The sequence below is a fragment of the Ruminococcus sp. NATIVEDY160 genome (genome assembly GCF_045819885.1).
Lineage (GTDB): Bacteria > Bacillota > Clostridia > Oscillospirales > Acutalibacteraceae > Ruminococcoides.
This window is the reverse complement of record NZ_CP162391.1, coordinates 665,052-691,934: the sequence shown is the minus strand read 5'-3', so window position 1 is coordinate 691,934 and position 26,883 is coordinate 665,052. Positions and strand designations below refer to the sequence as shown.

At 49.0% G+C, this 26,883-nt stretch carries 28 protein-coding genes and 1 pseudogene; 7 read left to right on the top strand and 22 right to left on the bottom strand.

The genetic code is table 11. The annotated features are described in order from the left end of the window. Nucleotides 1-12 precede the first annotated feature (12 nt). The 11 genes from AB1I49_RS03290 to ilvA all read right to left on the bottom strand — a co-directional run bounded on the left by AB1I49_RS03290 (nt 13) and on the right by ilvA (nt 9,481). A complete protein-coding gene (locus tag AB1I49_RS03290; protein WP_186834203.1) occupies nt 13-1,350 on the bottom strand; it encodes a glucose-6-phosphate isomerase in 1,338 nt (445 codons plus the stop codon). Nucleotides 1,351-1,429: 79 nt separating this feature from the next. Next, nucleotides 1,430-2,566: a D-alanyl-D-alanine carboxypeptidase family protein gene (locus AB1I49_RS03285; protein WP_186834204.1), complete on the bottom strand. Its 1,137-nt coding sequence runs from the start codon at nt 2,564-2,566 to the stop codon at nt 1,430-1,432. 45 nt (nt 2,567-2,611) lie between these two features. Continuing rightward, nucleotides 2,612-3,133 (bottom strand): zinc-ribbon domain-containing protein, encoded by a 522-nt coding sequence (locus AB1I49_RS03280; protein WP_186834205.1) that lies wholly within the window; start codon nt 3,131-3,133, stop codon nt 2,612-2,614. A 29-nt stretch (nt 3,134-3,162) separates the two neighbouring features. Next, on the bottom strand, nt 3,163-3,630 hold the full coding sequence (gene ispF / locus AB1I49_RS03275) for a 2-C-methyl-D-erythritol 2,4-cyclodiphosphate synthase (protein ID WP_186834206.1): 468 nt from the start codon (nt 3,628-3,630) through the stop codon (nt 3,163-3,165). A 17-nt stretch (nt 3,631-3,647) separates the two neighbouring features. After that, the gene (ispD, locus tag AB1I49_RS03270) at nt 3,648-4,343 is read right to left on the bottom strand and encodes a 2-C-methyl-D-erythritol 4-phosphate cytidylyltransferase (RefSeq protein ID WP_316609790.1); all 696 of its coding nucleotides are present in this window, start codon (nt 4,341-4,343) and stop codon (nt 3,648-3,650) included. A gap of 88 nt (nt 4,344-4,431) precedes the next feature. After that, complete coding sequence (locus AB1I49_RS03265) at nt 4,432-5,703, bottom strand: O-acetylhomoserine aminocarboxypropyltransferase/cysteine synthase family protein (RefSeq protein ID WP_186834208.1); 1,272 nt, start codon at nt 5,701-5,703, stop codon at nt 4,432-4,434. 29 nt (nt 5,704-5,732) lie between these two features. Continuing rightward, nucleotides 5,733-6,245: a hypothetical protein gene (locus AB1I49_RS03260; protein WP_186834209.1), complete on the bottom strand. Its 513-nt coding sequence runs from the start codon at nt 6,243-6,245 to the stop codon at nt 5,733-5,735. An 80-nt stretch (nt 6,246-6,325) separates the two neighbouring features. Further along, the gene (locus AB1I49_RS03255; RefSeq protein WP_316610457.1) at nt 6,326-6,898 is read right to left on the bottom strand and encodes a dipicolinate synthase subunit B; all 573 of its coding nucleotides are present in this window, start codon (nt 6,896-6,898) and stop codon (nt 6,326-6,328) included. Further along, nucleotides 6,895-7,767, bottom strand: a complete 873-nt coding sequence (gene dpsA, locus AB1I49_RS03250; protein ID WP_186834211.1) for a dipicolinate synthase subunit DpsA — start codon at nt 7,765-7,767, stop codon at nt 6,895-6,897. Before dpsA ends, AB1I49_RS03255 begins: the two co-directional genes overlap by 4 nt. Nucleotides 7,768-7,888: 121 nt before the next feature. Further along, the gene (locus AB1I49_RS03245; RefSeq protein ID WP_207752159.1) at nt 7,889-8,260 is read right to left on the bottom strand and encodes a RidA family protein; all 372 of its coding nucleotides are present in this window, start codon (nt 8,258-8,260) and stop codon (nt 7,889-7,891) included. A gap of 27 nt (nt 8,261-8,287) precedes the next feature. Continuing rightward, nucleotides 8,288-9,481: a threonine ammonia-lyase gene (gene ilvA, locus AB1I49_RS03240; protein WP_186834228.1), complete on the bottom strand. Its 1,194-nt coding sequence runs from the start codon at nt 9,479-9,481 to the stop codon at nt 8,288-8,290. Nucleotides 9,482-9,893: 412 nt separating this feature from the next. Here ilvA and AB1I49_RS03235 point away from each other — a divergent pair, with 412 nt between their 5' ends. Beyond that, nucleotides 9,894-10,265: a metal-dependent transcriptional regulator gene (locus AB1I49_RS03235; protein WP_186834212.1), complete on the top strand. Its 372-nt coding sequence runs from the start codon at nt 9,894-9,896 to the stop codon at nt 10,263-10,265. Nucleotides 10,266-10,333: 68 nt separating this feature from the next. Here AB1I49_RS03235 and AB1I49_RS03230 read toward each other — a convergent pair whose 3' ends face one another. Both AB1I49_RS03230 and cysK read right to left on the bottom strand, forming a co-directional pair. Then, nucleotides 10,334-12,055 carry a hypothetical protein gene (locus AB1I49_RS03230; protein ID WP_405317825.1) on the bottom strand — a complete coding sequence of 574 codons (1,722 nt, stop codon included), beginning with the start codon at nt 12,053-12,055 and terminating at the stop codon, nt 10,334-10,336. A 176-nt stretch (nt 12,056-12,231) separates the two neighbouring features. Beyond that, on the bottom strand, nt 12,232-13,161 hold the full coding sequence (gene cysK, locus AB1I49_RS03225; protein WP_186834214.1) for a cysteine synthase A: 930 nt from the start codon (nt 13,159-13,161) through the stop codon (nt 12,232-12,234). A 151-nt stretch (nt 13,162-13,312) separates the two neighbouring features. On the opposite strand from cysK, the gene AB1I49_RS03220 reads away from it, so the two are divergent. Further along, a complete protein-coding gene (locus AB1I49_RS03220; protein ID WP_407721364.1) occupies nt 13,313-13,870 on the top strand; it encodes a Maf family protein in 558 nt (185 codons plus the stop codon). Between the two features lie 52 nt (nt 13,871-13,922). Here the strand turns inward: AB1I49_RS03220 and AB1I49_RS03215 are convergent, their stop codons facing one another. From AB1I49_RS03215 to AB1I49_RS03205, 3 genes are all read right to left on the bottom strand, one after another. Then, the gene (locus tag AB1I49_RS03215; protein WP_186834216.1) at nt 13,923-14,252 is read right to left on the bottom strand and encodes a thioredoxin family protein; all 330 of its coding nucleotides are present in this window, start codon (nt 14,250-14,252) and stop codon (nt 13,923-13,925) included. Nucleotides 14,253-14,268: 16 nt separating this feature from the next. Then, entirely contained in the window at nt 14,269-15,264 is a 996-nt protein-coding gene (locus tag AB1I49_RS03210) for a permease (RefSeq protein WP_186834217.1), read from the bottom strand. A gap of 79 nt (nt 15,265-15,343) precedes the next feature. After that, on the bottom strand, nt 15,344-15,643 hold the full coding sequence (locus AB1I49_RS03205; RefSeq protein WP_186834229.1) for an ArsR/SmtB family transcription factor: 300 nt from the start codon (nt 15,641-15,643) through the stop codon (nt 15,344-15,346). A 214-nt stretch (nt 15,644-15,857) separates the two neighbouring features. Here AB1I49_RS03205 and AB1I49_RS03200 point away from each other — a divergent pair, with 214 nt between their 5' ends. The 5 genes and pseudogenes from AB1I49_RS03200 to AB1I49_RS03180 all read left to right on the top strand — a co-directional run bounded on the left by AB1I49_RS03200 (nt 15,858) and on the right by AB1I49_RS03180 (nt 21,186). After that, the gene (locus tag AB1I49_RS03200) at nt 15,858-16,184 is read left to right on the top strand and encodes an RNA polymerase sigma factor (RefSeq protein WP_407721363.1); all 327 of its coding nucleotides are present in this window, start codon (nt 15,858-15,860) and stop codon (nt 16,182-16,184) included. Between the two features lie 66 nt (nt 16,185-16,250). Further along, nucleotides 16,251-17,309, top strand: a complete 1,059-nt coding sequence (locus tag AB1I49_RS03195) for an RNA polymerase sigma factor (RefSeq protein WP_407721362.1) — start codon at nt 16,251-16,253, stop codon at nt 17,307-17,309. 51 nt (nt 17,310-17,360) lie between these two features. Beyond that, a complete protein-coding gene (locus AB1I49_RS03190) occupies nt 17,361-18,314 on the top strand; it encodes a dockerin type I repeat-containing protein (protein ID WP_186834220.1) in 954 nt (317 codons plus the stop codon). 135 nt (nt 18,315-18,449) lie between these two features. After that, nucleotides 18,450-19,385: pseudogene (locus tag AB1I49_RS03185) on the top strand (alpha/beta hydrolase family protein). A gap of 475 nt (nt 19,386-19,860) precedes the next feature. Beyond that, a complete protein-coding gene (locus AB1I49_RS03180) occupies nt 19,861-21,186 on the top strand; it encodes an IS1380 family transposase (protein ID WP_330054891.1) in 1,326 nt (441 codons plus the stop codon). A gap of 580 nt (nt 21,187-21,766) precedes the next feature. Here AB1I49_RS03180 and AB1I49_RS03175 read toward each other — a convergent pair. The 6 genes from AB1I49_RS03175 to AB1I49_RS03150 all read right to left on the bottom strand — a co-directional run bounded on the left by AB1I49_RS03175 (nt 21,767) and on the right by AB1I49_RS03150 (nt 26,855). Further along, nucleotides 21,767-23,029 (bottom strand): hypothetical protein, encoded by a 1,263-nt coding sequence (locus AB1I49_RS03175; protein ID WP_407721361.1) that lies wholly within the window; start codon nt 23,027-23,029, stop codon nt 21,767-21,769. 194 nt (nt 23,030-23,223) lie between these two features. Continuing rightward, nucleotides 23,224-23,601: a TnpV protein gene (locus AB1I49_RS03170; protein WP_407721360.1), complete on the bottom strand. Its 378-nt coding sequence runs from the start codon at nt 23,599-23,601 to the stop codon at nt 23,224-23,226. Nucleotides 23,602-23,626: 25 nt separating this feature from the next. After that, the gene (locus tag AB1I49_RS03165; RefSeq protein WP_407721625.1) at nt 23,627-24,760 is read right to left on the bottom strand and encodes a plasmid recombination protein; all 1,134 of its coding nucleotides are present in this window, start codon (nt 24,758-24,760) and stop codon (nt 23,627-23,629) included. A 221-nt stretch (nt 24,761-24,981) separates the two neighbouring features. Next, nucleotides 24,982-25,335: a hypothetical protein gene (locus AB1I49_RS03160; protein ID WP_407721359.1), complete on the bottom strand. Its 354-nt coding sequence runs from the start codon at nt 25,333-25,335 to the stop codon at nt 24,982-24,984. Then, nucleotides 25,322-26,650 carry an AAA family ATPase gene (locus tag AB1I49_RS03155; protein WP_407721358.1) on the bottom strand — a complete coding sequence of 443 codons (1,329 nt, stop codon included), beginning with the start codon at nt 26,648-26,650 and terminating at the stop codon, nt 25,322-25,324. Before AB1I49_RS03155 ends, AB1I49_RS03160 begins: the two co-directional genes overlap by 14 nt. A 7-nt stretch (nt 26,651-26,657) precedes the next feature. Next, nucleotides 26,658-26,855, bottom strand: coding sequence for a helix-turn-helix transcriptional regulator (locus tag AB1I49_RS03150; protein WP_138157601.1), 198 nt, complete (start codon nt 26,853-26,855; stop codon nt 26,658-26,660). Between the last annotated feature and the right edge of the window lie 28 nt (nt 26,856-26,883).

Here is a 26,883-nt window from a genome sequence, read left to right as displayed (position 1 = left end):
ATGATATTCGGATCAGCCGAGTCTTGCCTCAAGCTCAGCCTTTAATTCGGTGTAACCGGGCTTGCCGAGAAGAGCGAACATGTTCTTCTTGTAGCTCTCAACGCCGGGCTGGTTGAAGGGATTGACGCCGAGCATTGCGCCTGAGATAGCGCATGCCTTCTCGAAGAAGTAGATGAGATAGCCGAGCTCGGTCTCGTTCATCTCGGGAACGTTGATCACGATGTTGGGAACGCCGCCGTCGTTGTGAGCGAGAACGGTGCCCTCGAACGCCTTGCGGTTGACAAAGCCCATGGTCTTGCCGCTGAGGAAGTTGAGGCCGTCTACGTTTGTCGGATCGGTGCCGAGTGTGATCTCCTGCTTGCACTTGTCGAAGAGCACTACTGTCTCGAACATTGTGCGTCTGCCGTCCTGAATGTACTGGCCGAGGGAGTGAAGGTCGGTCGAGAATACAACGCTTGAGGGATAGATACCCTTGTTGTCCTTGCCCTCGCTCTCGCCGTAGAGCTGCTTGAACCACTCAGCCATCATGGTGTAGGCAGGCTCGTAGGCTACCATGATCTCCATGGTCTTGCCCTTGCGGTAAAGCAGGTTGCGGATAGCGGCATACTTGTAGCAGTCGTTGGTGAACAGGTCGTCGTTGTCGAGCTCCTTCTGAGCGGTCTGAGCGCCCTGCATGAGTGCGTCGATGTCAGCGCCCGAAACAGCGATTGGAAGCAGGCCGACAGCTGTGAGAACGGAGAATCTGCCTCCTACGTCGTCGGGTACTACGAAGGTCTCGTAGCCTTCCTTGTCAGCGAGCTCCTTGAGAGTGCCGCGCGCCTTGTCGGTGGTGCAGTAGATGCGCTCGCGTGCGCCTTCCTTGCCGTACTTATTCTCGAGCATCTCGCGGAATACGCGGAAAGCGATCGCGGGCTCGGTGGTTGTGCCGGACTTGGAAATCATGTTTACAGAAACGTCCTTGCCCTCGCAAAGCTCCATGATCTCGGCGAGCGCCGAAGAGCTGATGGAGTTACCCGTGAAGAAGATCTGGGGTGTGTCCTTGCAGGTGAGGTTGTAGTTCTGTGAGGTGAGGAACTCGATCGCAGCGCGCGCGCCGAGATAGGAACCGCCGATGCCGATAACGACAAACACGTCGGTGTCCTTCTTGATCTTCGCGGCAGCAGCCTTGATGCGGGCGAACTCCTCTTTGTCATAATCTGTGGGAAGGTTCAGCCAACCGATGAAGTCATTGCCGAGACATGTTCCGTCATGCAGAGCCTTATGCGCTGCCTTGACTTCACCTGCAATACCCTCATACTCATGGTCGCTGATAAAACCGTTTAAATACTTATCAGTTAATTTTGTTGCCATAGTATAAACTCCTCCAAATACCTTTATTCATTTATTATACAATAAACAAGGGTATTTTGCAAGGCGTTTTCACCAAAATTTATAATGCAGTTATAGAATTAAAAAGATAGGCGAAAATCCTGCCGAACGAGGTAGGCTCAACGGCGTTCTCGGCGAGTATCTCATAGGTCTGCTTCTCGTCGCCGAAGGTGTAGGTTATTTTTCCGACGACCTCTCCCTCCTCAACCGGAGCGTCCGCCGCCTCGGGCAGATCGACCTCGCACTGAGCTTCGTCCGCGCTCGCCTTCTCGGTGACGATGCTTCCCTGAATATCGCAGGAAATGCCGACAGAGCTCTCCATTCCGCCGTTTACCGAAAGCGTATCGGGCAGATCCTCGGGGGCTTTTAATTCTTTTACAGCATAATTCGCAAAGCCGTAGTCGAGAAGCGCGGCTGAATCCGCAAACCGCTGCTTGCCTGTGTCGCAGCCTAGCACAACAGAGAGCAGGGTCATTCCGTCGCGCTGCGCCGAAGCCGCCATGCAGCAGCCAGCATCGTCGGTGGTGCCTGTTTTCAGACCCGTAATACCCTTGTAGGTCTTGAGCAGCTTGTTGGTGTTGACGATCTGGGTCTCGCCGTTTCTGAGATAGTCGAGCCAGATCGACGTGTAGTCGTAGATTTTCTCGTGCTTCATCAGCTCGCGCGACATCAGAGCCACGTCGTAAGCCGAGGTCAGGTGGCCTTCCTCGTCGAGTCCGTTGCAGTTCTTGAAGGTCGTTTCGTCCATGCCCAGCTCCTTTGCGCGGGCGTTCATCTGCTCGACAAACGCGTCCTCGCTGCCGCTGATGTGCTCCGCCAGCGCGACAGCCGCATCGTTCGCCGAGGCGACTACCGTTGCCTTGATCATGTCGTCAGCGGTCATGCTCTCGCCTTCCTCGAGCCAGATGTCGCTGCCGCCCATCGAAGCCGCGTGCGCAGATGAAGTAATCGTATCGTCAAGACTAAGCCTGCCGCTGTCCATCGCCTCGAAAACAAGCAGCAGCGTCATGACCTTTGTGATAGACGCGCATGGTCTGTTCTCATGCGCATTTTTCTCAAAAAGAATTTTACCTGTTCTTGCTTCCATAAGGATTGCCGACGGCGCAGAAATACTCCCCTCGTCAAGGGCAAACGCGGGCGCGGCAGCCGTTATCAGGAGCGAACAGGCGAGCAATATTGAAACGATCACTTTTCTCATATGTAAAACACCTCGCCCTATCCTATGAGCGAGGTGTCGGTTTTATTACTTTAAGAATTTGAGCTTTCTGACGAGAAGCGGCTCAATCGACTTGTTGCGGCAAACGTTGATGAAACAGATGATCTCAACTACCCCGAGAAAAGCGAGCAAGCCACAGCCCGCGATCGGAGCGATACAGGTCCAGCAGAGAACAGCGGTCGCGAAACCGACCAGAACCTGTGTGATCAGGATCGAAAGCTCCTGCTTGATGTGGAAGCGCAGGTACGCGGAATTGTCGGAGCTCTTCGCTAGCAGCGCGATGATGATGCCGATAAAGCTGAGGGCATAGATCGCGAGGGCAAAGATCTTGTTATCGTGCACCTCTTCCTCACTGAATTCGGCGGTGTGGTCGTACGGACTTACCGCAGGAGCCGCAGGCGGTACGGGGGGCGTCTGCTGACCCGGCTGCTGCTGATAGGGCTGGATCTGCTGCTCAGCCTGAGGAGCCGCGTTCAGAGGTGTACCGCAGTTAGTACAGAACACCGCGTCGTCAGCCAGATTCGCGTGACACTGTGGGCAGGTTTTCATATTAATTTCTCCTTCTTCATTTACAAATATTACTCAATAAGGCAAACCGAGTGGGCTGAAATGCCCTCCAATCTGCCTGTAAAGCCGAGCTTCTCTTCGGTGGTCGCCTTGACGCTGACCTGAGAGACGTCGATTTTGCACGCGCCGGCGATATTCCGGCGCATGGTATCTATGTAACCGCGCAGCTTTGGCTTCTGGGCGATCACGGTGGAGTCGATATTGACGATTTTGTATCCGTTTTCCTCAAGAACACGCACGACCTCGGCGAGCAGCAAAAGACTGTCCGCGCCCAAGAATCTGTCGTCTGTATCCGGAAAGAGCTTGCCGATATCTCCAAGCGCGGCGGCTCCGAGAAGCGCGTCGGAGATCGCGTGGAGCAGCACGTCGGCGTCGGAATGTCCGAGAAGTCCGTACTCAAACGGGATCTCAACTCCGCCGAGTATCAGCTTACGGTTTTCGGCAAAGCGGTGAACGTCGTAGCCGTGTCCAATTCGCATAGTGGTTCTCCTCTGCCTTATCTGGCTCTGTCCTTAAGAATGCTCTCCGCAATGATCACGTCGACGGGCGTGGTGAGCTTGATGTTCTCCTTGCTGCCCTTGACGACCTCGACCTCGCCTCCCATGTGCTCGATCAGCGAGCAGTCGTCGGTGAAGTTTATCAGGTTGTCGCCGGCGTTCTCGAGAGCGAAGGTGTAGAGGTCTTTTTCAAAAACCTGCGGAGTCTGAACCGCTCGGAGCTGCGAACGCAGAGGCGTGCTCTCAATGACGTTGTAGCCGTTGACGATCTTGATCGTGTCGGTGACAGAGGTGCCGAGAGTTGCGGCGCCTGTTTCGAAAGCAGCCTCGGTGACGCGGTCGATCTCCTCAACGGTGATAAGCGGACGCGCGCCGTCGTGAATGGCGTAGTATTTTGTGTTCTCGTCAGCCGCGGAAATGCCGTTGCGCACACTCTCGGCGCGGCTGGCTCCGCCCGGGATAAGGCGCTTCACCTTGGAGAAGCCGTTTTCGTCGGCAATCTGCCGAATGCGCTCCATGTCCTGCTCGCGGCAGACAACTATTATCTCGCGGATCAGATGGCATTTCTGAAATGCGCGCAAAGTATATTCAATCGCGGGCTTGCCGAGCAACGGCAGAAACTGCTTGCTGTCGGCGATTCCCATTCTGACGGAACCGCCCGCTGCGACGATGATCGCGGAAACAAAGTTTTTCATAGCGTACCCCTCTGTTTAATGGACAGTTTGTATGGCAAAACCGCGGTCAGGCGGCCTGCACAGTCGGAATTATTATCAGATAAAATACTTAGATTTGCTCGAGAGCCTGCCTGAGATCCGCAATCAGGTCGTCGGCGTTCTCGAGACCTACGGAAAGACGGATCAGATCGGGTGCGATGCCCGCCTCAAGCAACTGCTGATCGGAAAGCTGACGGTGGGTGTGGCTCGCGGGGTGGAGCAGGCATGTTCTCGCGTCGGCAACGTGAGTCGCGATCGTCGCGAGCTTGAGGCTGTCCATGAACCTGATCGCCTTATCTCTGCCGCCCTTTACGGCAAACGCCATTACGCCGCAGGAGCCGTTGGGCAGGTACTTTTTGGAAAGCTCGTTGTACTTGTCGCCCTCGAGGTCGGGATAGTGGATCCACGCCACCTTATCCTGCTTGCTGAGGAACTCGGCGACCTTCTTCGCGTTCTCGCAGTGTCTGTTCATGCGGACATGAAGGCTCTCAAGGCCGTTGTTGAGATAGAACGCATTCTGCGGTGACTGGATAGAACCGAGGTCGCGCATGAGCTGAGAGGTCGCCTTTGTGATATAACCGAGCTTGCCGAACTTCTCGGCGTATACAAGGCCGTGATAGCTCTCGTCGGGGGTGGTGAGTCCGGGATACATATCGGCGTGTGCCATCCAGTCGAAGTTGCCGCTGTCGATAATCGCGCCGCCTACGCTGATGGCATGGCCGTCCATGTACTTTGTGGTCGAATGTGTGACGATGTCAGCGCCGAACTCAATCGGGCGGCAATTCGCGGGAGTCGCGAAGGTGTTGTCGACGATAAGCGGAACTCCGTGGGAATGCGCAAGACGCGCGAACTTCTCGATGTCGAGAACGGTAACGGTGGGATTGGTGATGGTCTCGCCGAACAGCGCCCTTGTATTGGGACGGAACGCCTTTGCAAGCTCCTCCTCGGGCAGATCCTGATCGACAAAGGTGACGTCGATGCCCATCTTCTTCATCGTTACGCCGAGAAGATTGTAGGTGCCGCCGTAAATCGCAGAGGAAGCGACGATGTGGCTGCCTGTCTCGCAGATGTTGAAGAGCGCGAAGAAGTTAGCCGCCTGTCCGCTCGAGGTGAGCATCGCTGCGACGCCGCCCTCAAGAGCTGCGAGCTTCGCGGCTACCATGTCGTTGGTGGGGTTCTGAAGTCTGGTGTAGAAATAACCGCTCGCTTCTAAATCAAAGAGCTTGCCCATGTCGTCGCTGGAAGCGTACTTCCATGTGGTACTCTGGTAAATCGGAAGCTGGCGGGGTTCGCCGTTCTTGGGTTCATATCCTGCGTGCAGGAACTTTGTTTCAATATTCATATGTATGACTCCTTTACGTTTTATATGCGTTACTTAAAAAATCCTGTCAGAAATCCCGTGAGGAAATCCGTGCCCCAGATCACAAGGCAAAACAGGATAATTATCAGGATTGCCGAGAGAATCTTGACCGTAGTGCGCTTCGCGGGGCTCATTTCGACCTGCTCCTCGCTCTCGGCTGTGTTCTCTACATCCTGCATATCTACCGTTATTTCCTCGCCCTCGGGCTTTATCGCGCCGATGCCGACGCAGATATCGTACGCCTTCTCATAGGCTGCATAAGGCACGAGGATATCCTTGTCGTTGATATCCGATCCTGTCACGGCGTCCGCGGAGAGGTTGTTTTTTCTCGCGGCAAGGTCGCTCGGGATTCCGCCGCTCTCGAGTGCGGACTGAACTCGCTGAGCCTCAAAGCCCGACGCGGACAGCAGAAACACGGGTGTATTCTCGTCCTCGATCGGATAAAGCTGCTGCGGCTTGCGGCACTCGGTGCAGATGTCAAACTTGTCCTCATGGATATGCTTGCACTTTTTACAATATTTCATCGTTAAACTGCCTTTCAAAAATATATACAATATTATTCTACCACAAAATAGCGGCAGGTACAATACCTGCCGCGCAAAAATTATTCAAACACAGGCTGCACCTGTCTGTTCTCAAGCGCCGCCTCGACGCATGGCTTCAGCTTATTGAAGTCTGCGACGAGAGAATTCGGCTTTTTGACAGGGTCGTCCTGCTTCAGGGGTACGAAGTAGATGTTCTTTGTGTTCAGCAATCTGCCGATGTTCTGCGCGGACGCGCCCAGCGCGTCGTTTGTCGCAACACAGAGCAGCACCGGCCGCAGCACACGCAGGTGGGATTTCGCCGCCATTGTAACAGATGTATCTGTCACGCCGAGGCTGAGCTTTGCGAGGGTATTGCCTGTGCAGGGCGCGATCACGAGCAGGTCGCACAGCTTTTTCGGGCCGATCGGCTCGGTCTGAACCGCCGTGGTCAGCACTCTTTTTCCCGTGATCTCCTCAGCGCGCTCTATCATCTCACTCGCCTTGCCGAAGCGCGTGTCGGTAGACGACGCGTTGCCCGACATAATAGGTATCACATCGTAGCCGTCCTCCACCAGCGCGCGCATCTGCTCAAATGCCTTTGAAAAGGTGCAAAAGGAACCGCACATCGCAAACCCAATGGTTGCCTTTGTCACCGATTTACCTCCTCGATCATTCGGAATACGGTTGTTTTGATTATTTCCCCCGCCGTTTTGGGAGCGCATTTTCCCGGCAGCGAAAGCGCGCGCTGCGCGTCTATCCTCAGGGCGCTCGCCGCGTCGAAATCCACTCCCCCCGGCAGGGACGCAAGGTCTATCAACAGCGTATCGCAGTCGGTGTTCTCCAGCAGCTCTCTGTCAAAAATCAGCTTCGGCACGGTATTGAATACGATATTATAGCCGCGGATCTCCGTCAGCTTCTCAGTATTTACAAAGTCATAACCCAGCGCCGAGATATACGCGCGGTCGGTCGAGCTTCTCGCGCTGACCGTTACCTCCGCGCCGAGAGCCTTGAGCATGCGGGCAAGGATTTTGCCTATCCTGCCGAACCCGACGACCAGACACCTCGCGCCCGCTATCGTTCCCTCGTAAGCGCTCATGGCGCACTCCACCGCGCCCTCGGCTGTCGGCACCGCGTTGAGCACCGAAAAATCGTCACGTGCCGCGTAGTCATATATCCGCGCGCTCTTTAGTGCGGGATACGCGCGTATCAATCTGTCCTTCATCGAGGCGAACACGGGCTTTTGCTTCAGGAGCTCCTGCTCCTCCTCGTCAAAATACAGCGTACTCACCGCGAACGGCGCGTTCAGGCTGCCGTCAGCCCTCACCGACGGCAGCGGCAACAGTACTGCGTCGCTGTAGCCGAGCGCCGTTCTCACGTCGGCGATCGTTATATCGCCTATACTGCGCAAATTATCGAAACCGCCGAGCATGACGCGGTAGCCGTCCTTTATCAGCGAATCCGCCAAAAAAAGCTGCCGCTTGTCGCCGCCGAGTATTCCGAAGCTTCTGATTTTATTCTGCATACATAACACCAACCGTAATCACTGTATAATTCATCATATGATACGATCGTCAGAAGGTGACTGCGCGCGGTTTAAAAACAAAAAGGCAGGCACGCAGCCTGCCTTTTATTCGTTATTAGAATTATACCTCGGCGATTACCTCGACCTCTACCAGAACATTCTTGGGCAGGGTCTTTACCGCTACGCAGGAACGCGCGGGCTTTGAGGTGAAGTAGCTGCCGTAAACCGCGTTGAACGCCGCGAAGTCGTTCATATCCGCTAGGAAGCAAACAGTCTTTACCGCCTTGTCGAGTGAAGAGCCTGCAGCCTCAAGAACATTCTTGAGGTTGTTGCAGACCTGCTCGGTCTGAGCCTCGATAGTATCAGCCTCAACCGCGCCTGTAGCAGGGTTGATAGCGATCTGACCCGAGGTGAAAACGAGTCCGTTTGCCTTTACAGCCTGTGAATAAGGGCCGATCGCGTCGGGCGCGTTCTTTGTATAAACATAATCCATGATGTATTCCTCCTGTATAACCAATAATCAAACAAGCTTGAAGCCTGCGCTTTTAAGTGCCTTAGAGATCTCGTTGACGTGCTCGAAGTTTCTCGTCTCGAGAATGATCCTCAGATACGCCGCCGTAACGTCGGTACCCTCGCCCGCTCTCTCGTGGTGAACGGAGATGACGTTCGCGCCGTGGTCAGCGATGATCTTCGATACAGCTAGCAGCTGACCGGGCTTATCCTGGAGCTGAATGCACAGAGTCTGCTGTCTGCCGCTCATGATAAGACCGCGCTTGATCACTCTGTTGAGGATCGTCACGTCGATATTACCGCCCGAAACGATGCAGACAACTTTCTTGCCCTTAACGGGGAGCTTGTTGTACATTACAGCCGCGAGAGGAGCTGCGCCCGCACCCTCGGCGATCATCTTCTGGGTTTCGATCAGCTTAAGAATCGCGGAAGCGATCTCGTCGTCGGAAACCGTTACGATATCGTCAACGTACTTGCTGATATATTCAAACGTATGCTCGCCGGGTTCCTTGACCTGGATACCGTCGGCAATCGTGGATACCTTATCGAGAGAAACGATCTTGCCCTGCTTGACGGACTCGTACATTGAGGGTGCACCCTCAGCCTGTACGCCGTAAACCTTGATATTGGGGTTCAGGCTCTTTATTGCGAGCGCAACGCCCGAAAGCAGACCGCCGCCGCCGATCGCCGCTACAACAGCGTCGACGTCGGGCATCTCGTTGAGGATTTCAAGACCGATAGTACCCTGACCGGCGATGACATTCTCGTCGTCAAAGGGGTGAATAAAGGTCAGGTTCTTCTCGTCGCGCAGACGGAGAGCTTCGTTATAAGCGTCGTCATACACGCCCTTGACCATGCAGACCTCAGCGCCGTAGCCCTTTGTAGCCTCGACCTTTGAAATCGGAGCACCGTCGGGCAGACAAATCAAAGACTTGATACCGTACTTAGTCGCGGCAAGCGCAACGCCCTGAGCGTGGTTGCCCGCTGAGCACGCGATAACGCCTCTCTCCTTCTCCTCCTCGGAGAGCTGTGAGATCTTGTAGCCTGAGCCTCTTACCTTGAACGAACCCGTGATCTGCAGATTCTCGGGCTTGAGGTAAACCTCGCAGTCGTCGGTAATAGCCGAAGCCTTTACAATGTGTGTTTGACGGATAACGTCCTTCAATACATATGATGCGTGATAAATCTTGTCAAGTGTTAACATCATGACACTTCCTTCATCTTCCAAAAATTACACTTCCACTATTCTACTCCTATTCTCTAAAAAAATCAAGTTTTTTGTTTCGCGTACTAAAGGTTCTATGAATCTTTTGTGTTTCATTTTCGCGGGAAGGGTTCATCTGAATCACACGTTTCCTATTCTCTGTCCGAAGATTGACGGTCACTGATACGGCATCGGGCATTCGTCCGCGGGCGATCCGCGTTCTAAAGGTTTTATGATTCTTATGTGTTTCATTTTCGCGGGAAGGGTTCATCTGACTCTCACGTATCCTATTCTCTGTCCGAAGATTTATGGCCGCTGAGAAACGCATTGTTACATACCCGTTACTCAAAAAACCATTGATTATTTTTTTGTTTTATGATATCATGGAATCAGAATATTTAGGAGTGATTTGATGCAGCTGAAAGAATCAGGCGAAATGTATCTTGAAACCATATATGTTCTCAGTCAGCGCAAGGGATTTGTGCGCTCTATCGACGTCGGCGAGGAAATGGGATACTCCAAGCCCAGCGTCAGCCGTGCGGTCGGAATTCTCCGCGACGGCGGCTATATCACCGTTGCCCACGACGGCGGACTTCATCTCACCGAGGCAGGACTTGAGGTCGCTCAGCGCACATACGAGCGTCACACCGTCCTCAGCGAATTCTTCATCAGGCTCGGCGTCGACGAGGAAACCGCGACAAACGACGCCTGCAAAATCGAGCACGTCATAAGCAGCAGCACCTTTGCGGCTCTGAAAAAATACCTTAACGAGCAAATGAAATAACACTTCGGCACGCATTCTGTGTGCCGTTTTTGCAGAAAAAAGGACGGCGAGTTGCCGTCCTTAATCTTTTAATCAGGATTGTTCTTCAAATAAAATATAACAGAATCGCCGTAAATCATCATTGCCTTTTCATAAGCAACCAGCTCCTGCACATATTCCTTATCGCTATCGCTCAGAAAGCCGGGATTCTCCATCTGTTTTTTTCTGATATAATACTCAGAAACGATACTGAAGCGTGTGGTGCTGCCGATCGGTTTTTTTTCGCTGTCCACAACCGTGAAATAAACCAAATCGCGCATTTGATTTGCTTTCAGATCCTTGTACATCACCGCATAATGACCGTTCTCACTCAGGAACTCCTCTGCGGGAATATATACGGGATCGCTGACCTTGTTGCCGTTACTGTCATAATGCAAAACTCTTACATATTTTCCCGCGGGATCGGCGATGTTAAAGTGGTATTTCATCGCGATGACGCTTCCGAGCACCAGCTGTATCCCCATATACTCGGCTTCGGGATTATCAATTTTTCTGAAATTGTCGTCATTGACCTCTCTGATGTAGTCGTTTAAAGCTGTAACAGGGCAGTCCAGCTTGGCGTTTTCCGCATCAATTACAGGTTTTAAATTAGAGATATTTCTATAACCGATCAGGTTTCTGTTGATAAGGCTATCAGCGTGATAGCCCTTGAAGGTCTGACCTGCCGAGCCGTAATTAAGAAGGTCAACAAAAATCGTATACCATTTTTGGTTTTTGGAATCTGTCAGAGCTTTGTAAATATAGCTCTTGACGCCTTTAGTTTCGGTACGATAGTGGGGTATTCCATTGTCGTTTGCAGAAACAGTCACCTTATATTCATCATACATACGCTGAGGATTAACTCCCTCATAGACAAACTTGTAATATTCAACACCATCGACTGTTGCTTCGCTGTACGTCAGATCTTTGTCCACAGTGCTGTAATCATCGGAATATTTAATATTCATACGCAAATCGGTCATATCTCCGACCGCAGCCTTTTTCACATAAAACGCCGTTTTGAGGTTGACCGTAAGCTCGAGATTCATGCTGATTTCGAGATTTTTGTCATTATCAACCACAGGTACATATTTTTCATTATACGGACCCGCGTAAGCAACGGAATAGCTCTTATCAGTCACATATTCCACAGGCGAATTTTTTACAATCTGGCTCTTCGAAACAAGGTACACGGGATTGACCGTCGTCTCGCCGTCTTTGCGAAATCCCAAAGTTTTTATTTGCAGATTTACGTTCGTTTCACCTGAATTTTTTTTCACATTGAAGGTCACGGAAATAAACGCCGACTTCCCCTCACAAACGTCATATCCGTTTGTGTTGGTGCAGTTTGCCTTTATCGCTCCGATATTTCCCTCAGCAAAAGATGCCGGGTTAGTGTTAAAAATTATGCCCTTCGGTTCTCCTTTAACAAACGCGTTCTTTACAAATAAAGGTACCAGATTACCTCGATCATTCAGCTTTTCGTTAACATTCTTCGTATGGTCATACTCAAGATAATCTCTGTCATAGGTCAGTGTGAACTCACAGTTGAGCATGCAATAATTCTTTGTATTGTACCAATATGTAACCGTAACCTGATCGGAACCGGAAGCGGAACTGATTTCCATGCTTGAACCCGGAAACAGCTCCGGAATGTTTGAGGTAGCGTTCACCGTAAGTATATTTTCCGCCGCAGACGCGCTGACAGCAAACAGAGAAACAGACGAAAAAGCAAGAATCAGACATAATAAAACTGAAATACATTTCTTCATTATATATCCACCCTTCGTTTTTAATTACATAATTGTTAACTTTTATTATATCTCATAATCAACCAAAAATCAAGTAAATATGAAATGAATTCCGTCAAAATACCACTCTTGCAACGCCGCTGACCTTTTATGCCGCAAAAAAAGAAGCGGTGATTTCTCACCGCCTCGTAATACTTTTATTCCGCAAACATTGCTGTTGAGAGGTATCTCTCGCCCGTATCGGGAAGCAGAGCGACAATTACCTTGCCCTTGTTCTCGGGGCGCTTTGCAAGCTGTGCAGCCGCCCAGACAGCCGCGCCCGATGAAATACCTACAAGAAGTCCTTCGCCTCTCGCGAGGGTTCTGCCCGCAGCGAAAGCGTCCTCGTTCTCTACTGTGATAATCTCATCGTAAATCTCGGTATTGAGGGTATCGGGTACAAAGCCGGCACCGATGCCCTGGATCTTGTGAGGGCCTGCGGTACCCTTTGAGAGTACGGGAGAGCCTGCCGGCTCAACAGCGACAACCTTTACGTCGGGATTCTTGGACTTGAGGTATGTGCCTACACCCGTGAGAGTGCCGCCTGTGCCGACGCCCGCAACAAAGATATCGACCTTGCCGTCGGTATCCTCCCAAATCTCGGGACCTGTGGTGCGGATATGCGCCTGCGGATTCGCGGGATTGATGAACTGACCGGGAATGAAGCTGCCCTCGATCTCAGATGCGAGCTGATTTGCCTTTTCGATAGCGCCCTTCATGCCCTTCGCGCCTTCGGTAAGAACGATCTCGGCTCCGTACGCCTTGAGCAGATTGCGGCGCTCAACGCTCATTGTCTCGGGCATGGTGAGGATCACGCGGTAGCCTCTCGATGCTGCAACCGCCGCAAGACCGATACCTGTGTTGCCGCTGGTCGGCTCAATGATTACAGCGCCCTTCTTGAGCGCGCCTGTCGCCTCTGCCTCGTCGATCATCGCGCGCGCGATTCTGTCCTTTACGCTGCCCGCGGGATTAAAATACTCGAGCTTCGCGTAAATCTCCGCTCCGATGCCGTTATTGTCAAGATAATTGGTAAGTCTGAGAAGCGGTGTGCCGCCGATCAGGTCTGTGATATGCTGATATACTTTCATGATTTATTATCTCCTTTTGGAATAATTATAAAACCTACGTGTTTTATAGGCTTTATTATATCACCACTTTATCCGTTTGTCAATGGTTTTTATTTACTTTTTTCGCGAAACGGTGTAAAATAGTATCAGAACTCAAAAAAGGACTGATTTTATGCTCATACTCGCCTCTGCCTCACCGCGCAGACAGGAGCTGCTCAAGCTCATTACCGAGGATTTCAAAATCGTACCCGCCGATATCGACGAAAGCGTCGACAAGAGCCTTCCGCTCGAGAGCGTTCCCGAACACCTTGCCTACCAAAAGGCGGCTTTTGTAAGCGCGCAATACCCCGACGACATTGTTATCGGCTGCGACACTGGCGTATTTGTCGGGAACCGAATGCTCGGCAAGCCCCACGGCGACATGGCAGCGTTCGAAATGCTGCGGCTGCTATCGGGCAGGGTTCACCGCGTGATCACGGGCTGCGCGATTTACAAGGGAAACAAAAAACTCACCTTTTCCGACGTGACCGAGGTAGAGTTCTATCCTCTTTCAAACGAGGAGATAAAGGCGTACATCATCACGGGAGAGCCTGCGGACAAGGCAGGCGCGTACGGCATTCAGGGAAAAGGCTCGCTGCTGATCAAGGGTATCCGCGGCGACTACTTCAACGTTGTCGGACTGCCCGTCGCAAAGCTGAGCAGAGCATTAAAGGATATTCAGGCTGAATAATTTATATTACAAAATCAGGTCTGACGCAGATCAAACGCGTCAGCCCTGAGCATTATCTGGATAATAATTTTACTGTTTCCTGCGGCTTGAGCACCTTGCCTGCGGACACGACCTTTTCGTTGATTACCAGCACGGGCATCGACATCGCGCCGTACTGCATAACCTTTTCCATATCGGTGATGTACTCGACCTCAACTCCGAGACCGAGGTCGCTGACCGCCTGCTTTGTGTTCTCGTACATCTGATGGCACGACTTGCAGCCCGCACCGAGAACCTTGACGCTCGTTACCTCAGAAAGCACAGCGTCGTACTTTGCGGTCTGAGCGGTTCCCAAACAGCAGCAGGGTTTTGCTTCTTCCTTTTTACGATTGAAAAATGCCATTTTTATACCTCCGTTTTTATATCAACAAAAATTGCAGCGCGTTGAACGCGTAACCTACTATTATTATTCCCACCGTACAGATGGCGATGAAAATTCCCAGCAGCTTTGCCTTGACCGCCTTCTTGAGCATGATCATCGAAGGCAGTGACAGCGTCGTAACGCCCATCATGAACGAGAGCACTACCCCGAGCAGCGCTCCCTTTCCGAGCAAAGCCTCGGCGATCGGTATCGTGCCGAAGATGTCGGCGTACATTGGGATTCCGCAGATCGTCGCGATGATCACACCGAAGGGATTGTCGCCGCCCAGCGCGGTGATCACCCACTCCTCGGGGATCCAGTTGTGAATGACCGCGCCGATTCCGACTCCTATCAGCACATAAGGGAATACCTTCTTCGCGGTTGAGAGCACCTCTCCCCACGCGTATTTAAGCCTGTCTGAAAAACGCAGCTCCTCCTGCGGAATATCGATCGCCTTCGCGTTTCGGATATACTCCTGAACCTGATCCTCTAGGTGAAGCTTCTCGATCAGCGTGCCGCCCGCAACGGCGATAACAAGTCCGAGCACGACATAGACGACGGCGACCTTCCACCCGAAAATGCTCATCAGCAGCACAAGGCTGCCGAGGTCGACCATCGGCGACGAGATCAGGAACGAGAACGTCACCCCGAGCGGCAGACCCGCGCTTGTAAAACCGATAAACAGCGGTATTGACGAGCACGAGCAAAACGGCGTCACCGTTCCCAGGAGTGCGGCGATGATTCTCGCACCCAAGCCGTTGAACCTGCCGAGCAGCTTCTTGCTCCTTTCGGGCGGAAAATAACTCTGAATATACGAGATTATCAGAATCAATACGCCGAGCAAAAGCATGATTTTGATTGTGTCATAGATAAAAAACAGGACGCTGCCGCCGATTTTGCTATCGGTGTCGAGTCCGCATAGCGTTAGCAAACTGCCTATAAGGCGCTCAAGCCACGCCATTCCGAGTATTTCATTCTGAATAAAGCTCCCCATAATACCTCCAAAATATAGATAAATCGAAATTTGTCTATTTATAGTCCATTAACAGAGCCGTGCATGAGCACGGCTTTGATCAGCAGCAGGATTCCTTCTGTTCCGTCTGCACATTTGTCAGCTGCGAGAGAATATCCACGGCGGCTTTGGCACCCTCTTGTGAAATCGAGTAGTGCATCCACTTTCCTTCCTTGCGGCCGACAACTATCCCCGAATCACAGAGAACCTTCATGTGGTGCGACATGGTGGGCTGGGTGACGCTGATTTCCTCATTGAGGCGGCAGGCGCACTTCTCGCCCGACTGCAGCAGCTTCAAAATCTTTATGCGGTTTTCATCGCAGAGCGCCTTGAACAGCTCGGCGGTTTTCTTTTCGTTCATTTCCATTTTATTCACCATATTGAAAAGTGTCTATATATATTATAATGAAATTCAGCGGCTTGTCAAGGCTAAGTTTTTCCGCTCCGATTGACAACATTGATTTTTTCTGTTATCATAGATTCAGAAAAAATTTTAAAAAAGCAGCAAACCTTTTCCGAACTTCAGAGTCCTTTTTAATGAAAGGGGAAAATGAGAGGAAAGAGAAGGGATCAGCATGAACAAACAGCCTAAATATAAAATAGATAACGCAAGGCTGTCGCGCTTGGTGGCAAAGGCGCAGAACGGCAGCCGCAAGGCGATGGAGGACGTCATCAATATGGTGAGCGGATATCTGTACTACTACAGCCTGACTTTGCTCGGCGACGAGGAACAGGCAAAGGATGCGGTGCAGGATATTTTGCTGACCATTCTCAAAAAGCTCGATACACTCGACGAACCGAAGGCTTTTCTGGGCTGGATGAAAACGATTGCCGCGAACTACTGCAAAACAAAGCTCTCGCGCACAAAGGAGCATATCAGCATTGACGAGGACACATGGTAATTCGCTGATGAAAACGACCAGATCTGTCCCGAGAAATCAGCGGAAACCGAGGAGGTCTGCGGTTATGTGAGAGAAGCGGTCAGAGCGCTGCCTCAGCTTTTGCGTGAAAGCGTGATGATGTTTTACTTTAATCAGATGAGCGTAAAGCAGATCGCAGATATCCTTGAGGTCAACGAAAACACCGTGAAAAGCCGCCTGTACTCCGCGCGTCAGTCCATGAAAAAATATCTGGAGCAATACGGCGGCGCGGCTCTCGCCTCCTGCGCGGTACCGCCCATGTCCGTGATATCGTTCAGCCTGATCCAGGGCGCGGAAAGGCAAAAGAATATTCTGATCCCGTATGCGACACAGGCAGGCGAAATCAAGGTAGCGGCTGTCAATCCCTCGTCAGCGTCCGCCTCATTGCCTATAAAAGCGGCGGCTGTCGGAGCTGCGTGCCTTATCACCGCCGGCGGAATCGGCGCCGCTGTGATGTCAGGGAAATCGAACGCGGATAATCCGTCCGAGCCGTTCACCGCTCCTTCCTCGCATACATACATTATGACTCAGCCCTCAAGTACAGAGCCGACCGAACCGACCGCCGCGGAAACAACCGCACAGACCGTTCCCGTCAGCCGCGCCGTGACCGACAACATCGAAGCCGGCACTCAGCAGCCGCAGGAGAATACCGCGGAAACAACCGTCTATTCCGAAAACGCGACTCAGGCTCCGTCAACTCAGACGCCGTCAACGGCTGAGCAAAGCGATACGCCGCTCTATTCGCAAATCATCAGAATTCAGGTCGCGGAAGATACATTCAGCGATTTTGACAGAATGTACTGCTTCCTCACGGACAAAACCGCGGATACCGTTTTGGCGGCCTGGGGCTCGATAAAGGAAACCATGTCCAAGATCGAAAACACGGACACCTGGAGCATTTCTCTTGCCAGACAGAATATCACGCTGTATTCAGGACACAGATACAGCGTCGTATTTACGAGCGATTGGAGCACGCAGACAGATGTGCTTGAATTCACCGCCTCGGGCAACACCAGAGAGCATGTCGCTGTGTACACCGGCGAATCCACCCCTATCAGTTATACCGCCAACACTTATTCATATAAGTATAAGTGGCTCGGAGAATAAGAGAACGGACGAAGATTTAATAAGAAAGGGTGCTTTTTTATGAAACCAGCAATGAAAAAATGCTTAACCGCTGTACTAGCCGCGACTGTGTCGGTTTCCGTTTTCAGCGTTCCGGCAAACGCAGTCGAACCTGCCGCCCATGTACTCAGCATTGATATTGACAGCGATACCTTCAGGGACGTCAAGCAGATGTACTGCTTTATCACGGACGAAACCGACAGCTCCGAAATCGTGAAATGGGGCGCCAAAAAAGGCGCAATGACAAAGGACGCGAATACCGATGTGTGGCGTTACGACCTTGACGGACACGGCATCACCTTGGATCCCGCACACTCATACACCGTTGTTTTCTCTGACAACTGGATCATTCAAACCGAGGACCTCACCATCGCAGATTATGACAGCGAAAAGGAATACACCGCCGTTTTCTCGGAAATCTTCACAATGAAATCCTTCTATTCCAAGCCTGTGTACAAATACAAGTGGCTCGGCGAGAACGAGAAACAAGCCGGAGCAGATGTTTTCAGCGTCCGCGCCGATAAGGGCGCCTACGGAAGTGACCGCACACTGACCTGTCAGGTCTATGACGAAACCGCTGAAGCCTACGTCTTGTGGTGCGGCAGAATGACCCTGGACGAAAACGCCCAGATCTGGAGCTTTGATTTCGGCAGGCACGGCATCGCGCTCGAACCCGGACACACCTATACCGTCACGTTTGGCAATGCTGAACCTCTGACAATCGATTCCTACGATCGAAGCAAGGACTACACCGACGTATTTTCTGAAGCAATAGGTAAAAATGATATCCTGTTTGGTGACGCGAACGGCGACGGTGAGGTAAATATTACCGACGTGACATTTATTCAGCTGCATCTTGCGGAACGTATCACCCTGGAAGGCGACTGCCTAACGGCCGCCGACGCAAACGGCGACGGTGAAGTAACCGTTGACGACGCTACGCAGATTCAAAAATATCTCGCCGATGAAATTGACTGTTTAGGATAGTTTTCATCCGATTAAGCATATTTTCGCGGGGAAAGAAATACTTGCGGCGCGTATCACTGCAAATTGCTTGTATATCAAAAGCGGATATGGTACACTGTTGATATGAACCACACGGAATGATAGGAGATTATCAGCATGAAAACGAAAAAACTGGTTTGCGCATTATTGGCATCAACGCTCGTCCTTCTGTCTTTATCGGCATGTCAACCCGCAAAGCCGGGCCAGACTGAAACGACAAGCTCCGCCCAAAGCAGCGACATCTACCGTATCGAGGACTACGAAAGCAGCGAGGTCTTTGACATTGCAAAGGTCAATCTCAGTGAAGCATTGTCGGATATCTGCACGTCATATCGATTCACATATCTGTCGGACGGTCTTAAAATCAACGGATATATCTCCGTTCCGAATTCGTTGGCGGCAACGCAGAAGCCAGGCAAATGCGTTCTGTTTAACCGCGGCGGAAACAGAGATTTCGGCAAGCTGGAAAATGATACTACAGCCAATATCTGCGCCGTTTGTGGCCGCATTGTCGTCGCTTCACAGTACAGGGGCGGCGGCGGGTCCGAGGGTGCCGACCAGTTCGGCGGAGACGACCTGCATGATGTTATCAAGCTGATTGATTTATGCGAGAATCATTTTTCGTTCATAGACATGGACGATTTCTGCGCTGCGGGCGCTTCGCGCGGCGGCGTGATGACATACCCTGTCGCAAGACAGGACAAAAGAATCAAGCGCATCATCGCACTCAGCGCCGAAAGCGATTTGTTTGAGGCGTATGAAAGCCGTGATGATATGAAAACCGTCCTGAAGGAAACAATCGGCTGCACGCCTGATGAAAATCCCGAGGAATACAAAAAACGCTCGGCTGTGTATTAGGCGGACGAAATCGAGGTTCCGGTGCTGATGTTCCACAGCAGACAGGACAAACGGGTTTCCTACAAGCAGGCGGAGGATTTGTACGCGAAGCTCAAAGACAGTACCGACTGCACCTTTATCACTTATGAGGACGATTCCCACGCCATCGTACATGACAAAGATTATTCCACTATCCGCAACTGGCTGAACCAGTAATAAAAATACCCCTCCCGAATGAACCGAGCGTTCACACGTGAGGGGTTTGCTATTGCCTGTTTATTGGGGAGAATGGAGATCTTTACTCCCATTCGCTCCCTGCAAAATAATCTTAACAGTATTTGTTTAAGGGTTTTAACACGGAGTATTTCTATTATTTGTATTGTAAATAAAACACAGGCTATCAAAAATTCTGTTGCCATTTTGTTGCCACGATACAAGATTATTATAGCAGAAATATGCAATAAAATCAACACTTTAAAGCGATAGCGTACACTTTTGATAATCCGTAATATCTAATTTAACCTGAATTATTCACGCCATCGCCTGGTAATCGCCCCAACACAGGGAAAATACTAAAAAAATGAAGAAACGGGCTTTCACCTAAAAGATGAAGCCCGCAGGGTATGGAAAAGGGACTTCAAATTTGGTATAATGTAGTTACCACAACAACAAACCAAAGGAGAGAAGTCCCATGGCTATTATATCAGAAACAGTGTTGGAAAGCAATAAGAAAATTCGCGTAAATTTCGATGGCGGCAATCTTTCTTCGGATGGCGGACTGCTTTTGCTCAAGGAGTTTTATCACAAGCTGGGCGTCAATTCGCTGCTCAGAAATCGTTTCCGCACAACGGACACTGCTTCATTCCGAATCCACAAAGATCATGAGAATCTTTTACAGATGCTCTATCAGATTACCGGCGCCTATTTTCAGGACGATCACGCCGACAGCCTGAGAAACGATCCTGTCCTGAACGCTGTTATCGGCAAAACCGCTTTAGCCTCTCAGCCTACTCTGTCCCGTTTTCACAACCGCATGGATGAACGGAGTTTACAGCAGTTGGAAGAGATACAGCGGATTCTTCGCAGAAGAGTCTATTCTGTCGATAAACCGGAGCACATTCTGTTCGACCTCGATTCCACCTTGCTGGCTGCATATGGCACGCAGGAAGGCGAAGCGTTCAACTACCACTACCAAGCCCACGGTTATCATCCCCTGCTTTGCTTCGACGGAATGACCGGAGATTTACTGATGGTAGAACTGCGCCCGGGAACGCAGTATTGCAGCAACGGAGCAGCCGCATTTATGCTGCCGCTTCTGGAGGAATATCAGAGAGATTATCCTCAAACAGCCCTCTTTGCACGGGGAGACAGCGGTTTTGCCACAGATGAACTCTACAGTCTGTTTGAAACAAACGGCACCGGCTATGTCATTCGGCTCAAGGAAAATCCTGTGCTGAGAAGACTTGCTCAAGACTTGGACTCTGAACTGTATGATCTTACCCGGGAGGACACTGTTTCTCATGCCGTCGTGTATGGCGAGTTTCTGTACAAGGCGGGTTCTTGGGATTACCCCAGACGCGTCGTCTGCAAAATCGAGAAGCCTTACGGTCAGATGATTCACATGCATACCTTTGTCGTGACCAATATGGAGTCCTCTCCTGAGGATTTAATCCGCTTTTACTGCAAGCGGGGAAATATGGAAAACTTCATCAAGGAGTGCAAATCCGGCTTTGATATGAGCTATGTCAGCAGTTCTTCCATGATTGTCAACGCCAACCGGGTTCAGATTCATGCGCTGGCATACAATCTATTTAACTGGTTTCGCCGCCTGACACTGCCTGAATCCATGCGAAAGGATCGTATCGACACTGTCAGACTCAAGCTGTTGAAAATTGCAGCCAGAATCGTCAGCTCCGCGAGATATGTGTATTTTAAACTGTGCAGTTACTGTCCATACCAAACGCAGTTTTTCGAGACTCTCGCCAATATTAAAAAACTCAGTCCGCAACTCAAATAGACGTTACCCCGTGTACCTTGACAGCTTCAAAACTCCCGTTCAAAAATTATCTGACCCCCAAGGGAGTAGTGCGCCTTTATTCGGTGGAAAACTTTGCAGGGTGTCAGTTTTGCTGCTGTTTTCTCTTACATATCCATTTTCATACGCAATTCCGGATATCCGTGAATAATTCGGGTTTAATTATATCTGATTTCATAATTATTTCTCACATAAAGGACACTCAAGTATTTGATTAAATCCTTTGTATTCATTCTAATTAGCCTTTCAAATATCGTAATTTAATTTTACCATAAAACCAGATAATTAGCAATAGAAAAACGCCGCCAAGCAGGAATTATCCCACTTGGCGGCATTGATTATAATTCTATATTCGAAATTTATTCCCACTCGCTTAATTCATTTAGATACTAAACATATTAGTTTAGTATTTTCTTCTATTGATACCATTATTACCGCTATTCTGACTATTATTTTTGGCTTCAAATAATAACAGTATCAAAACAGTATCAACGGTACTGCTGTTATTATAGCACGAACAATCTTTAAAATCAACACTTTAAAGTGATAAATTATTTCTCGTTTATAGCAAAGAAATACACCGTTTAATTTCATTCCATAGTCGTTGTTTAATATCTACGATAGTATTTACAGAAGCTATTCCATAAGAAGTCGCAGGTAAGTACCTGGATGCTAATCGGGAATTATGATATTTCCAAATAGGATTTTCACTGCTCTTGACTCTACCTTGTAATATCCATACCATTTTTGGATAACTTACCTTTGCAGTAGAAGCAAATTCACGTGAATACTTAAGTATTACTTCATCCAAACTATATTTTTTTATATTATCTCTGGATGAAAACTTTGAATCAAACACCACATATTCTTCATTATGAGTGTCGCTATAGAATTTCAAAACAAAATCTGGAGTATAATAATCTTTATTATAGTTTTTTGTTGTTCTGAATAGAGTAAGCATAATAACCCAGCTCCTATCTAAAAAGCGGGGAGATAATTCTTCTGTCGTAAAACTTTCGAGAGTTTTTTCAAACTGTTTCTTTAATTCGTTGTTATCAATTATTTGTTGGTTGTATTTTTCTTTTGCTTTTTTATATTCATCGGTATAATCATCACGTTCCTTAGATAGACGAATAATATCATTTTTTATTTCTTCAATATTTTTTAAATCTTGCTCTTTCTGCTTATAGTCGTTTATGATTTGTTCTAATTCTTTTATCTTATTATTATTCTCATCATTTTCATTTTTCAATTCTTCAAGTTTTTCTGCATAGTCGGCAGGTAGTTCGTCTTCGTTGCGTGAGTCCTCAATGTCTCTAATTTCATCTTCTAGTTTTGCTTTAAAATTATTAAGCTTACTAATTTCTTGTTGCACAGAATCATATTCTGGCAATTTTGATCCAATGAGATCAAAATGATTTTCTGCAATTTCTTTGATTAACGCTTCCTTTAATGTAGCATCATCCATTGCGTATTGTACAATTTGTTGAATTTGATCATTTTCTTTCGATATACTGTCAAATAGATTGCAAATTCGTTCAACTCTTTCTTCGGATATACTAACATCCGACTCAACATTTAGCGTTTGAAGGACGTTATCTTTTATTTGACGAATCTGTTCTCTTGTATATTCTTTGCTATTACGCAACGAAACAAAAAACGTATCTAATAGTTTTTCTTCAGTAATCCAATCATAGTTCTTTTCACACTCAGAAGGAGAACACAATATTTCTTTTGGGAGCAAAAGAACGACTTCTTCATCATCGTGATCTATAATAGACAAATAGTTTTCTGTATAAGAATCAGACTTATATACACCAATCAAATACTGATGTTCTCTACAACTTTGAAGAGAGATAGTGTCATCTTTGATATCGTATTCAAAAGGACCATATATTTTCTCGCCATTACAAGAAATAATTCAAGAGCGACCAATATAATAAAACAAGAGATTTAGGTTTATTGGCAATAGAAAAGCGCCGCCAAGCAGGAGATTATCCCACTTGGCGGCTGTGCTGATCAGTTGTAAATCAGCTCTGCATTCACGATCTCCGTTGCACGGTTCCGGATATTGTTCATTCGCTTCACCCACAGCATTTGATTATCCGCTTTGAGCTGCTCAGTCACGCATTCCTTTTCGGCAAGTTGTTGTACCAACCGAAAAAACATATCCTCTGCCTGCTCGTCTATGTCGGCGAGGTAGGCGGTGAGCTTGCAGCTTGTCAGCAGATTGGTATAGCGGATTTTGTGGTGCTGCTTGATGTAACGCAAATGCCGCTTGCCCCATATTCCGATTTCTACCTTCGGCTGTTCGGGGAGCGTCAGGCACGGCAGATAATAATCACCTTGCAGCTCATAGTGAATACCCGTTTTCTTGTCGTAAATTCTTTTTTCCATTGTTCATCAACCTTTCTTAATAAATTTAGCGTGCGTCACGCTGTTTTGACTTTTTGAAACCTCTCGCCTGCTCGATAATCTCATTGAGCCTACGCCTTCCAAAGACTTTCTCCAATAGCTGATAGGCTTTGTTTTGTTCACGGAGCATACCGTTGAGCTCTTTGAGCTTGGAGTTTTCATATTTCAGATGTTCGTTCTCACGGTGCAATCTGCCGTTCAGATTATTGATACGGTGGTAATTCTCCCAACCCTGATAGCTTCTGGCGAGGACTGTACGAACAAGATTTTTCAACCGGTTAATTAGCGGTTCTACAAACTTTTTCTTGTAGCTCTTTGCCGTCATTAAGCCTTGCGGCTCAGGGAGTTGCAGTTGCGGATCTTCGTTAAGCTGTTTTTCGACGTCGCCGAGAATTTCCTTTGCTTCCTCGATTTTCTCAACCGTCGCTTTCAGCCCCTTGACCTCCAATTGCTTTTCTTCAATCTCCCTGTCAAGTTCGGCAACCTCTTTGGCTCGCTCCTGCTTTTTGTAATCAAGAACGGACAAGTGTTGCTCGTGAGTACCCTTCTGCTCCCATTCGATACCGTGCCGCTCCATAATCTGAGCGAGGACTTTCTTTTCGGAAAGTATCCAGCGATTCAGTTCGTTGTCACTCCTGCCCTCGCCTTTGAAGCCCATATTGAGCATTGCCTGTTTCAGCGAAACTCGTGTTTCCAAACCTCGCTTGCTGCCGGTTGTGAACGGTACAAAGTCGATATGGATATGCGGCGTTGCTTCGTCCATATGAAGGTGCGCCGAGAACACTCTTAGGTAAGGATTGCGCTCTTGGAAGCCTTGATAGTATTCGTCGAGGATTATCCTCGCAAGCTCGGCGTGTTCTCCTGTTGCCGACATATCTTCCTTGTTGCCGATTTGGAAAATGATCTCGTGGAACAGCTTTTCCTGCTTTCCGGACTCGATATGCTTATAGTAATCGGGAATTTTTCTGTCCTTGCGTTTCTGTTTATCGTTGTACTGTTTCAGAGCTTCATCAAACATTTCGTGATACACTTTCTTGATTGGCTCGTTGCAGTAATCTATATTCAAATGGGTACGCTCGCTGTCCACGTTCTCCGCTGTGAAGCTGCGGCTGTTGTGCGTGACAGAGCCTTTACCCACCATTGCGCTAATCGTTCTCTTCATTTATCTACCTCAAATCTGTATTTGTATTCAGCTATCTTTTTACTGAGTTGCTTACTCAGGTTCTGTTACTCTTGCCAAGAGTAACGCAAAAGCACTTTTGACAGCAGGGCTATCAAAAATGCAACCTGCGAGCAGGTTTTGCGCTCTCCGAGGGGCAAGGGCAGCCCTTTGAAAAGGGCTCCCTGCACCCCGCCTAAACTTTAGTGCGTGTCAGTCCGTGTCAGCTGTGTCGGTGTTTCACACACCCCACAATTGCTGTCACAGCCGTCACGCTTTGACACGCCGCCCTCATAGGTCAGCGTGATTCTGCGCCCTTCGTGAGTGCGCTTGTAGTGGTAGACGATCTTGTGTTCGTCCATCAGACGGTTGACATTGACATTCAGCTTTTGTGTGATAGCGTTCGGCTTGATGTTAACGGCGAGATATTCACACAGCTCCGTCGGCGTACCACACCATTGCGGATTGTCGGCGGTCACCCTCTCGGCGATCCTGTCGAGCAACGGCTCAAGTGGCGCTTTCCAAAGCTCTGTTTCGATTTTGTCAAGCTCCCACACCAGCGTTTCCGTATTCTTCTTCCGTCCTCTCGAGCTCCCATATCAGATTATCGGGATTGCGGTTAAGGTATAGCTTCTGATCCTGTTGGTCTCTGCCGGATATTTCAAGCGTAGCTGCGTTTGCAGTCCGCTTTTCTTTTTGCAGAACAAACGCTCCGTCGGCAGCGCCGAGCAAGCCGTTAGTTCCTGAAATCATATCAAAGCTGTCATCAGATTTTTGCTTGCGTGTATGATGAACGAGTATCATACAGATTTTGTTATTGTCGGCAAATTTTTTCAGACTGCTGATAATCTCATAATCATTCGAGTAGCTGTAATCAGAGCTTACCTCACGCACCTTTTGCAAAGTGTCAATGATTATGAGCTTGGTGTCGGCGTGCTTCGTGATAAAACTCTCCAACTGTTTGTCCAAGCCCTCATTCAACTGACTTGCCGAAACGGATAAGTACAGATTGTCGGCGCTGTCAGTACCAAACATCTGATACAACCGCTTTTGCAAGCGACTGTAATCATCTTCGAGGGCAAGGTAAAGCACCGTACCTTTGTTGACCTTGTAATTCCAAATCGGCGTTCCGGTGCTGATATGATAAGCAAGCTGCGCCATCAAAAAGCTCTTGCCGATTTTCGGCGAGCCGACAAACAGATACAGTCCGTTGTACAGCAAACTGTCAACGATCGGCGGTCTGTTTTCATATACAGTGTCGTACAACTCAGTCATAGAAACGGTGTGCAGATAATTTTCGTCAAAACAATTTAACTCCAAACTATTGAAATCAGACAAGCTTTTATATTCTTCAAGCGTCCAAAACTTCATCTCCTTGCTTTCCTTTTCACCCATATTTCCTGCGATGGACGCAGGATTGGAACGCAAGCCGTAATAACGCACAGCGTGATTGAACATAGCGCTGAGCTGATTGTGAACGGTACGGAGATACGTCTTGGAATATAGCTTCCCGTGCTTATTTTTGAGCGTCCTTATCTCGTTTTGCCATTCAATCACGTCTGTTGCGGATATGTCACAGAGCTTTCTATCCTTGAAATAAGGAATAATTTTACCCTCGATGATATTTTCCTTTGTCTGCCAAGTGTTTTCTTTGAGCCGAGGCTTTATATCCTTTTTATATAGCTCATAGAAACTGCCAAAGGACATTGTTACATCCGTTTGCTTCTGCAATAGGAACTCACGTTCCCACTCCAGCGCTTCGTGCTTTGTTGCAAACCCACGCTTAAGCTTTTGTTGGCGTTTACCCTGCCAATCTGTATAGCGGAATTGAACATACCAGCTTCCGCTTTTCTTATCTTTAAATGCGCCCATTTACACATCACTCCTTTTCACTATTTGTTCTGGTCGCATAAATATGATCGTGAAAAAATTTACGGTCAATTCTTCCCGGAAGTGTAAGGCATCCGGTCGCCTTTAGCTCTTTATTTAGCTTTTGAATGAGTTTATATGCGTAAGATTCGGATACGCCCAATTCCTCCGCAACTTCACTCACTCGCATAAACATAGTTCCTGACATAGACAAACCCCCTTTCATAGTAAATTAT

Bases quoted from the DNA above. Each gene is read 5' to 3' on its own strand.
- ispF (WP_186834206.1), bottom strand. From the start codon at position 3,630: ATGCGAATTGGACACGGCTACGACGTTCACCGCTTTGCCGAAAACCGT.
- AB1I49_RS03260 (WP_186834209.1), bottom strand. From the start codon at position 6,245: ATGAAATATTGTAAAAAGTGCAAGCATATCCATGAGGACAAGTTTGAC.
- ilvA (WP_186834228.1), bottom strand. From the start codon at position 9,481: ATGTTAACACTTGACAAGATTTATCACGCATCATATGTATTGAAGGAC.
- AB1I49_RS03280 (WP_186834205.1), bottom strand. From the start codon at position 3,133: ATGAAAACCTGCCCACAGTGTCACGCGAATCTGGCTGACGACGCGGTG.
- dpsA (WP_186834211.1), bottom strand. From the start codon at position 7,767: ATGCAGAATAAAATCAGAAGCTTCGGAATACTCGGCGGCGACAAGCGG.
- AB1I49_RS03200 (WP_407721363.1), top strand. From the start codon at position 15,858: ATGAACAAACAGCCTAAATATAAAATAGATAACGCAAGGCTGTCGCGC.
- cysK (WP_186834214.1), bottom strand. From the start codon at position 13,161: ATGAAAGTATATCAGCATATCACAGACCTGATCGGCGGCACACCGCTT.
- AB1I49_RS03180 (WP_330054891.1), top strand. From the start codon at position 19,861: ATGGCTATTATATCAGAAACAGTGTTGGAAAGCAATAAGAAAATTCGC.
- ispD (WP_316609790.1), bottom strand. From the start codon at position 4,343: ATGAAAAACTTTGTTTCCGCGATCATCGTCGCAGCGGGCGGTTCCGTC.
- AB1I49_RS03245 (WP_207752159.1), bottom strand. From the start codon at position 8,260: ATGGATTATGTTTATACAAAGAACGCGCCCGACGCGATCGGCCCTTAT.
- AB1I49_RS03265 (WP_186834208.1), bottom strand. From the start codon at position 5,703: ATGAATATTGAAACAAAGTTCCTGCACGCAGGATATGAACCCAAGAAC.
- AB1I49_RS03205 (WP_186834229.1), bottom strand. From the start codon at position 15,643: ATGAACGAAAAGAAAACCGCCGAGCTGTTCAAGGCGCTCTGCGATGAA.
- AB1I49_RS03235 (WP_186834212.1), top strand. From the start codon at position 9,894: ATGCAGCTGAAAGAATCAGGCGAAATGTATCTTGAAACCATATATGTT.
- AB1I49_RS03220 (WP_407721364.1), top strand. From the start codon at position 13,313: ATGCTCATACTCGCCTCTGCCTCACCGCGCAGACAGGAGCTGCTCAAG.
- AB1I49_RS03150 (WP_138157601.1), bottom strand. From the start codon at position 26,855: ATGTCAGGAACTATGTTTATGCGAGTGAGTGAAGTTGCGGAGGAATTG.
- AB1I49_RS03285 (WP_186834204.1), bottom strand. From the start codon at position 2,566: ATGAGAAAAGTGATCGTTTCAATATTGCTCGCCTGTTCGCTCCTGATA.
- AB1I49_RS03165 (WP_407721625.1), bottom strand. From the start codon at position 24,760: ATGGTGGGTAAAGGCTCTGTCACGCACAACAGCCGCAGCTTCACAGCG.
- AB1I49_RS03215 (WP_186834216.1), bottom strand. From the start codon at position 14,252: ATGGCATTTTTCAATCGTAAAAAGGAAGAAGCAAAACCCTGCTGCTGT.
- AB1I49_RS03190 (WP_186834220.1), top strand. From the start codon at position 17,361: ATGAAAAAATGCTTAACCGCTGTACTAGCCGCGACTGTGTCGGTTTCC.
- AB1I49_RS03170 (WP_407721360.1), bottom strand. From the start codon at position 23,601: ATGGAAAAAAGAATTTACGACAAGAAAACGGGTATTCACTATGAGCTG.
- AB1I49_RS03290 (WP_186834203.1), bottom strand. From the start codon at position 1,350: ATGGCAACAAAATTAACTGATAAGTATTTAAACGGTTTTATCAGCGAC.
- AB1I49_RS03230 (WP_405317825.1), bottom strand. From the start codon at position 12,055: ATGAAGAAATGTATTTCAGTTTTATTATGTCTGATTCTTGCTTTTTCG.
- AB1I49_RS03155 (WP_407721358.1), bottom strand. From the start codon at position 26,650: ATGGGCGCATTTAAAGATAAGAAAAGCGGAAGCTGGTATGTTCAATTC.
- AB1I49_RS03210 (WP_186834217.1), bottom strand. From the start codon at position 15,264: ATGGGGAGCTTTATTCAGAATGAAATACTCGGAATGGCGTGGCTTGAG.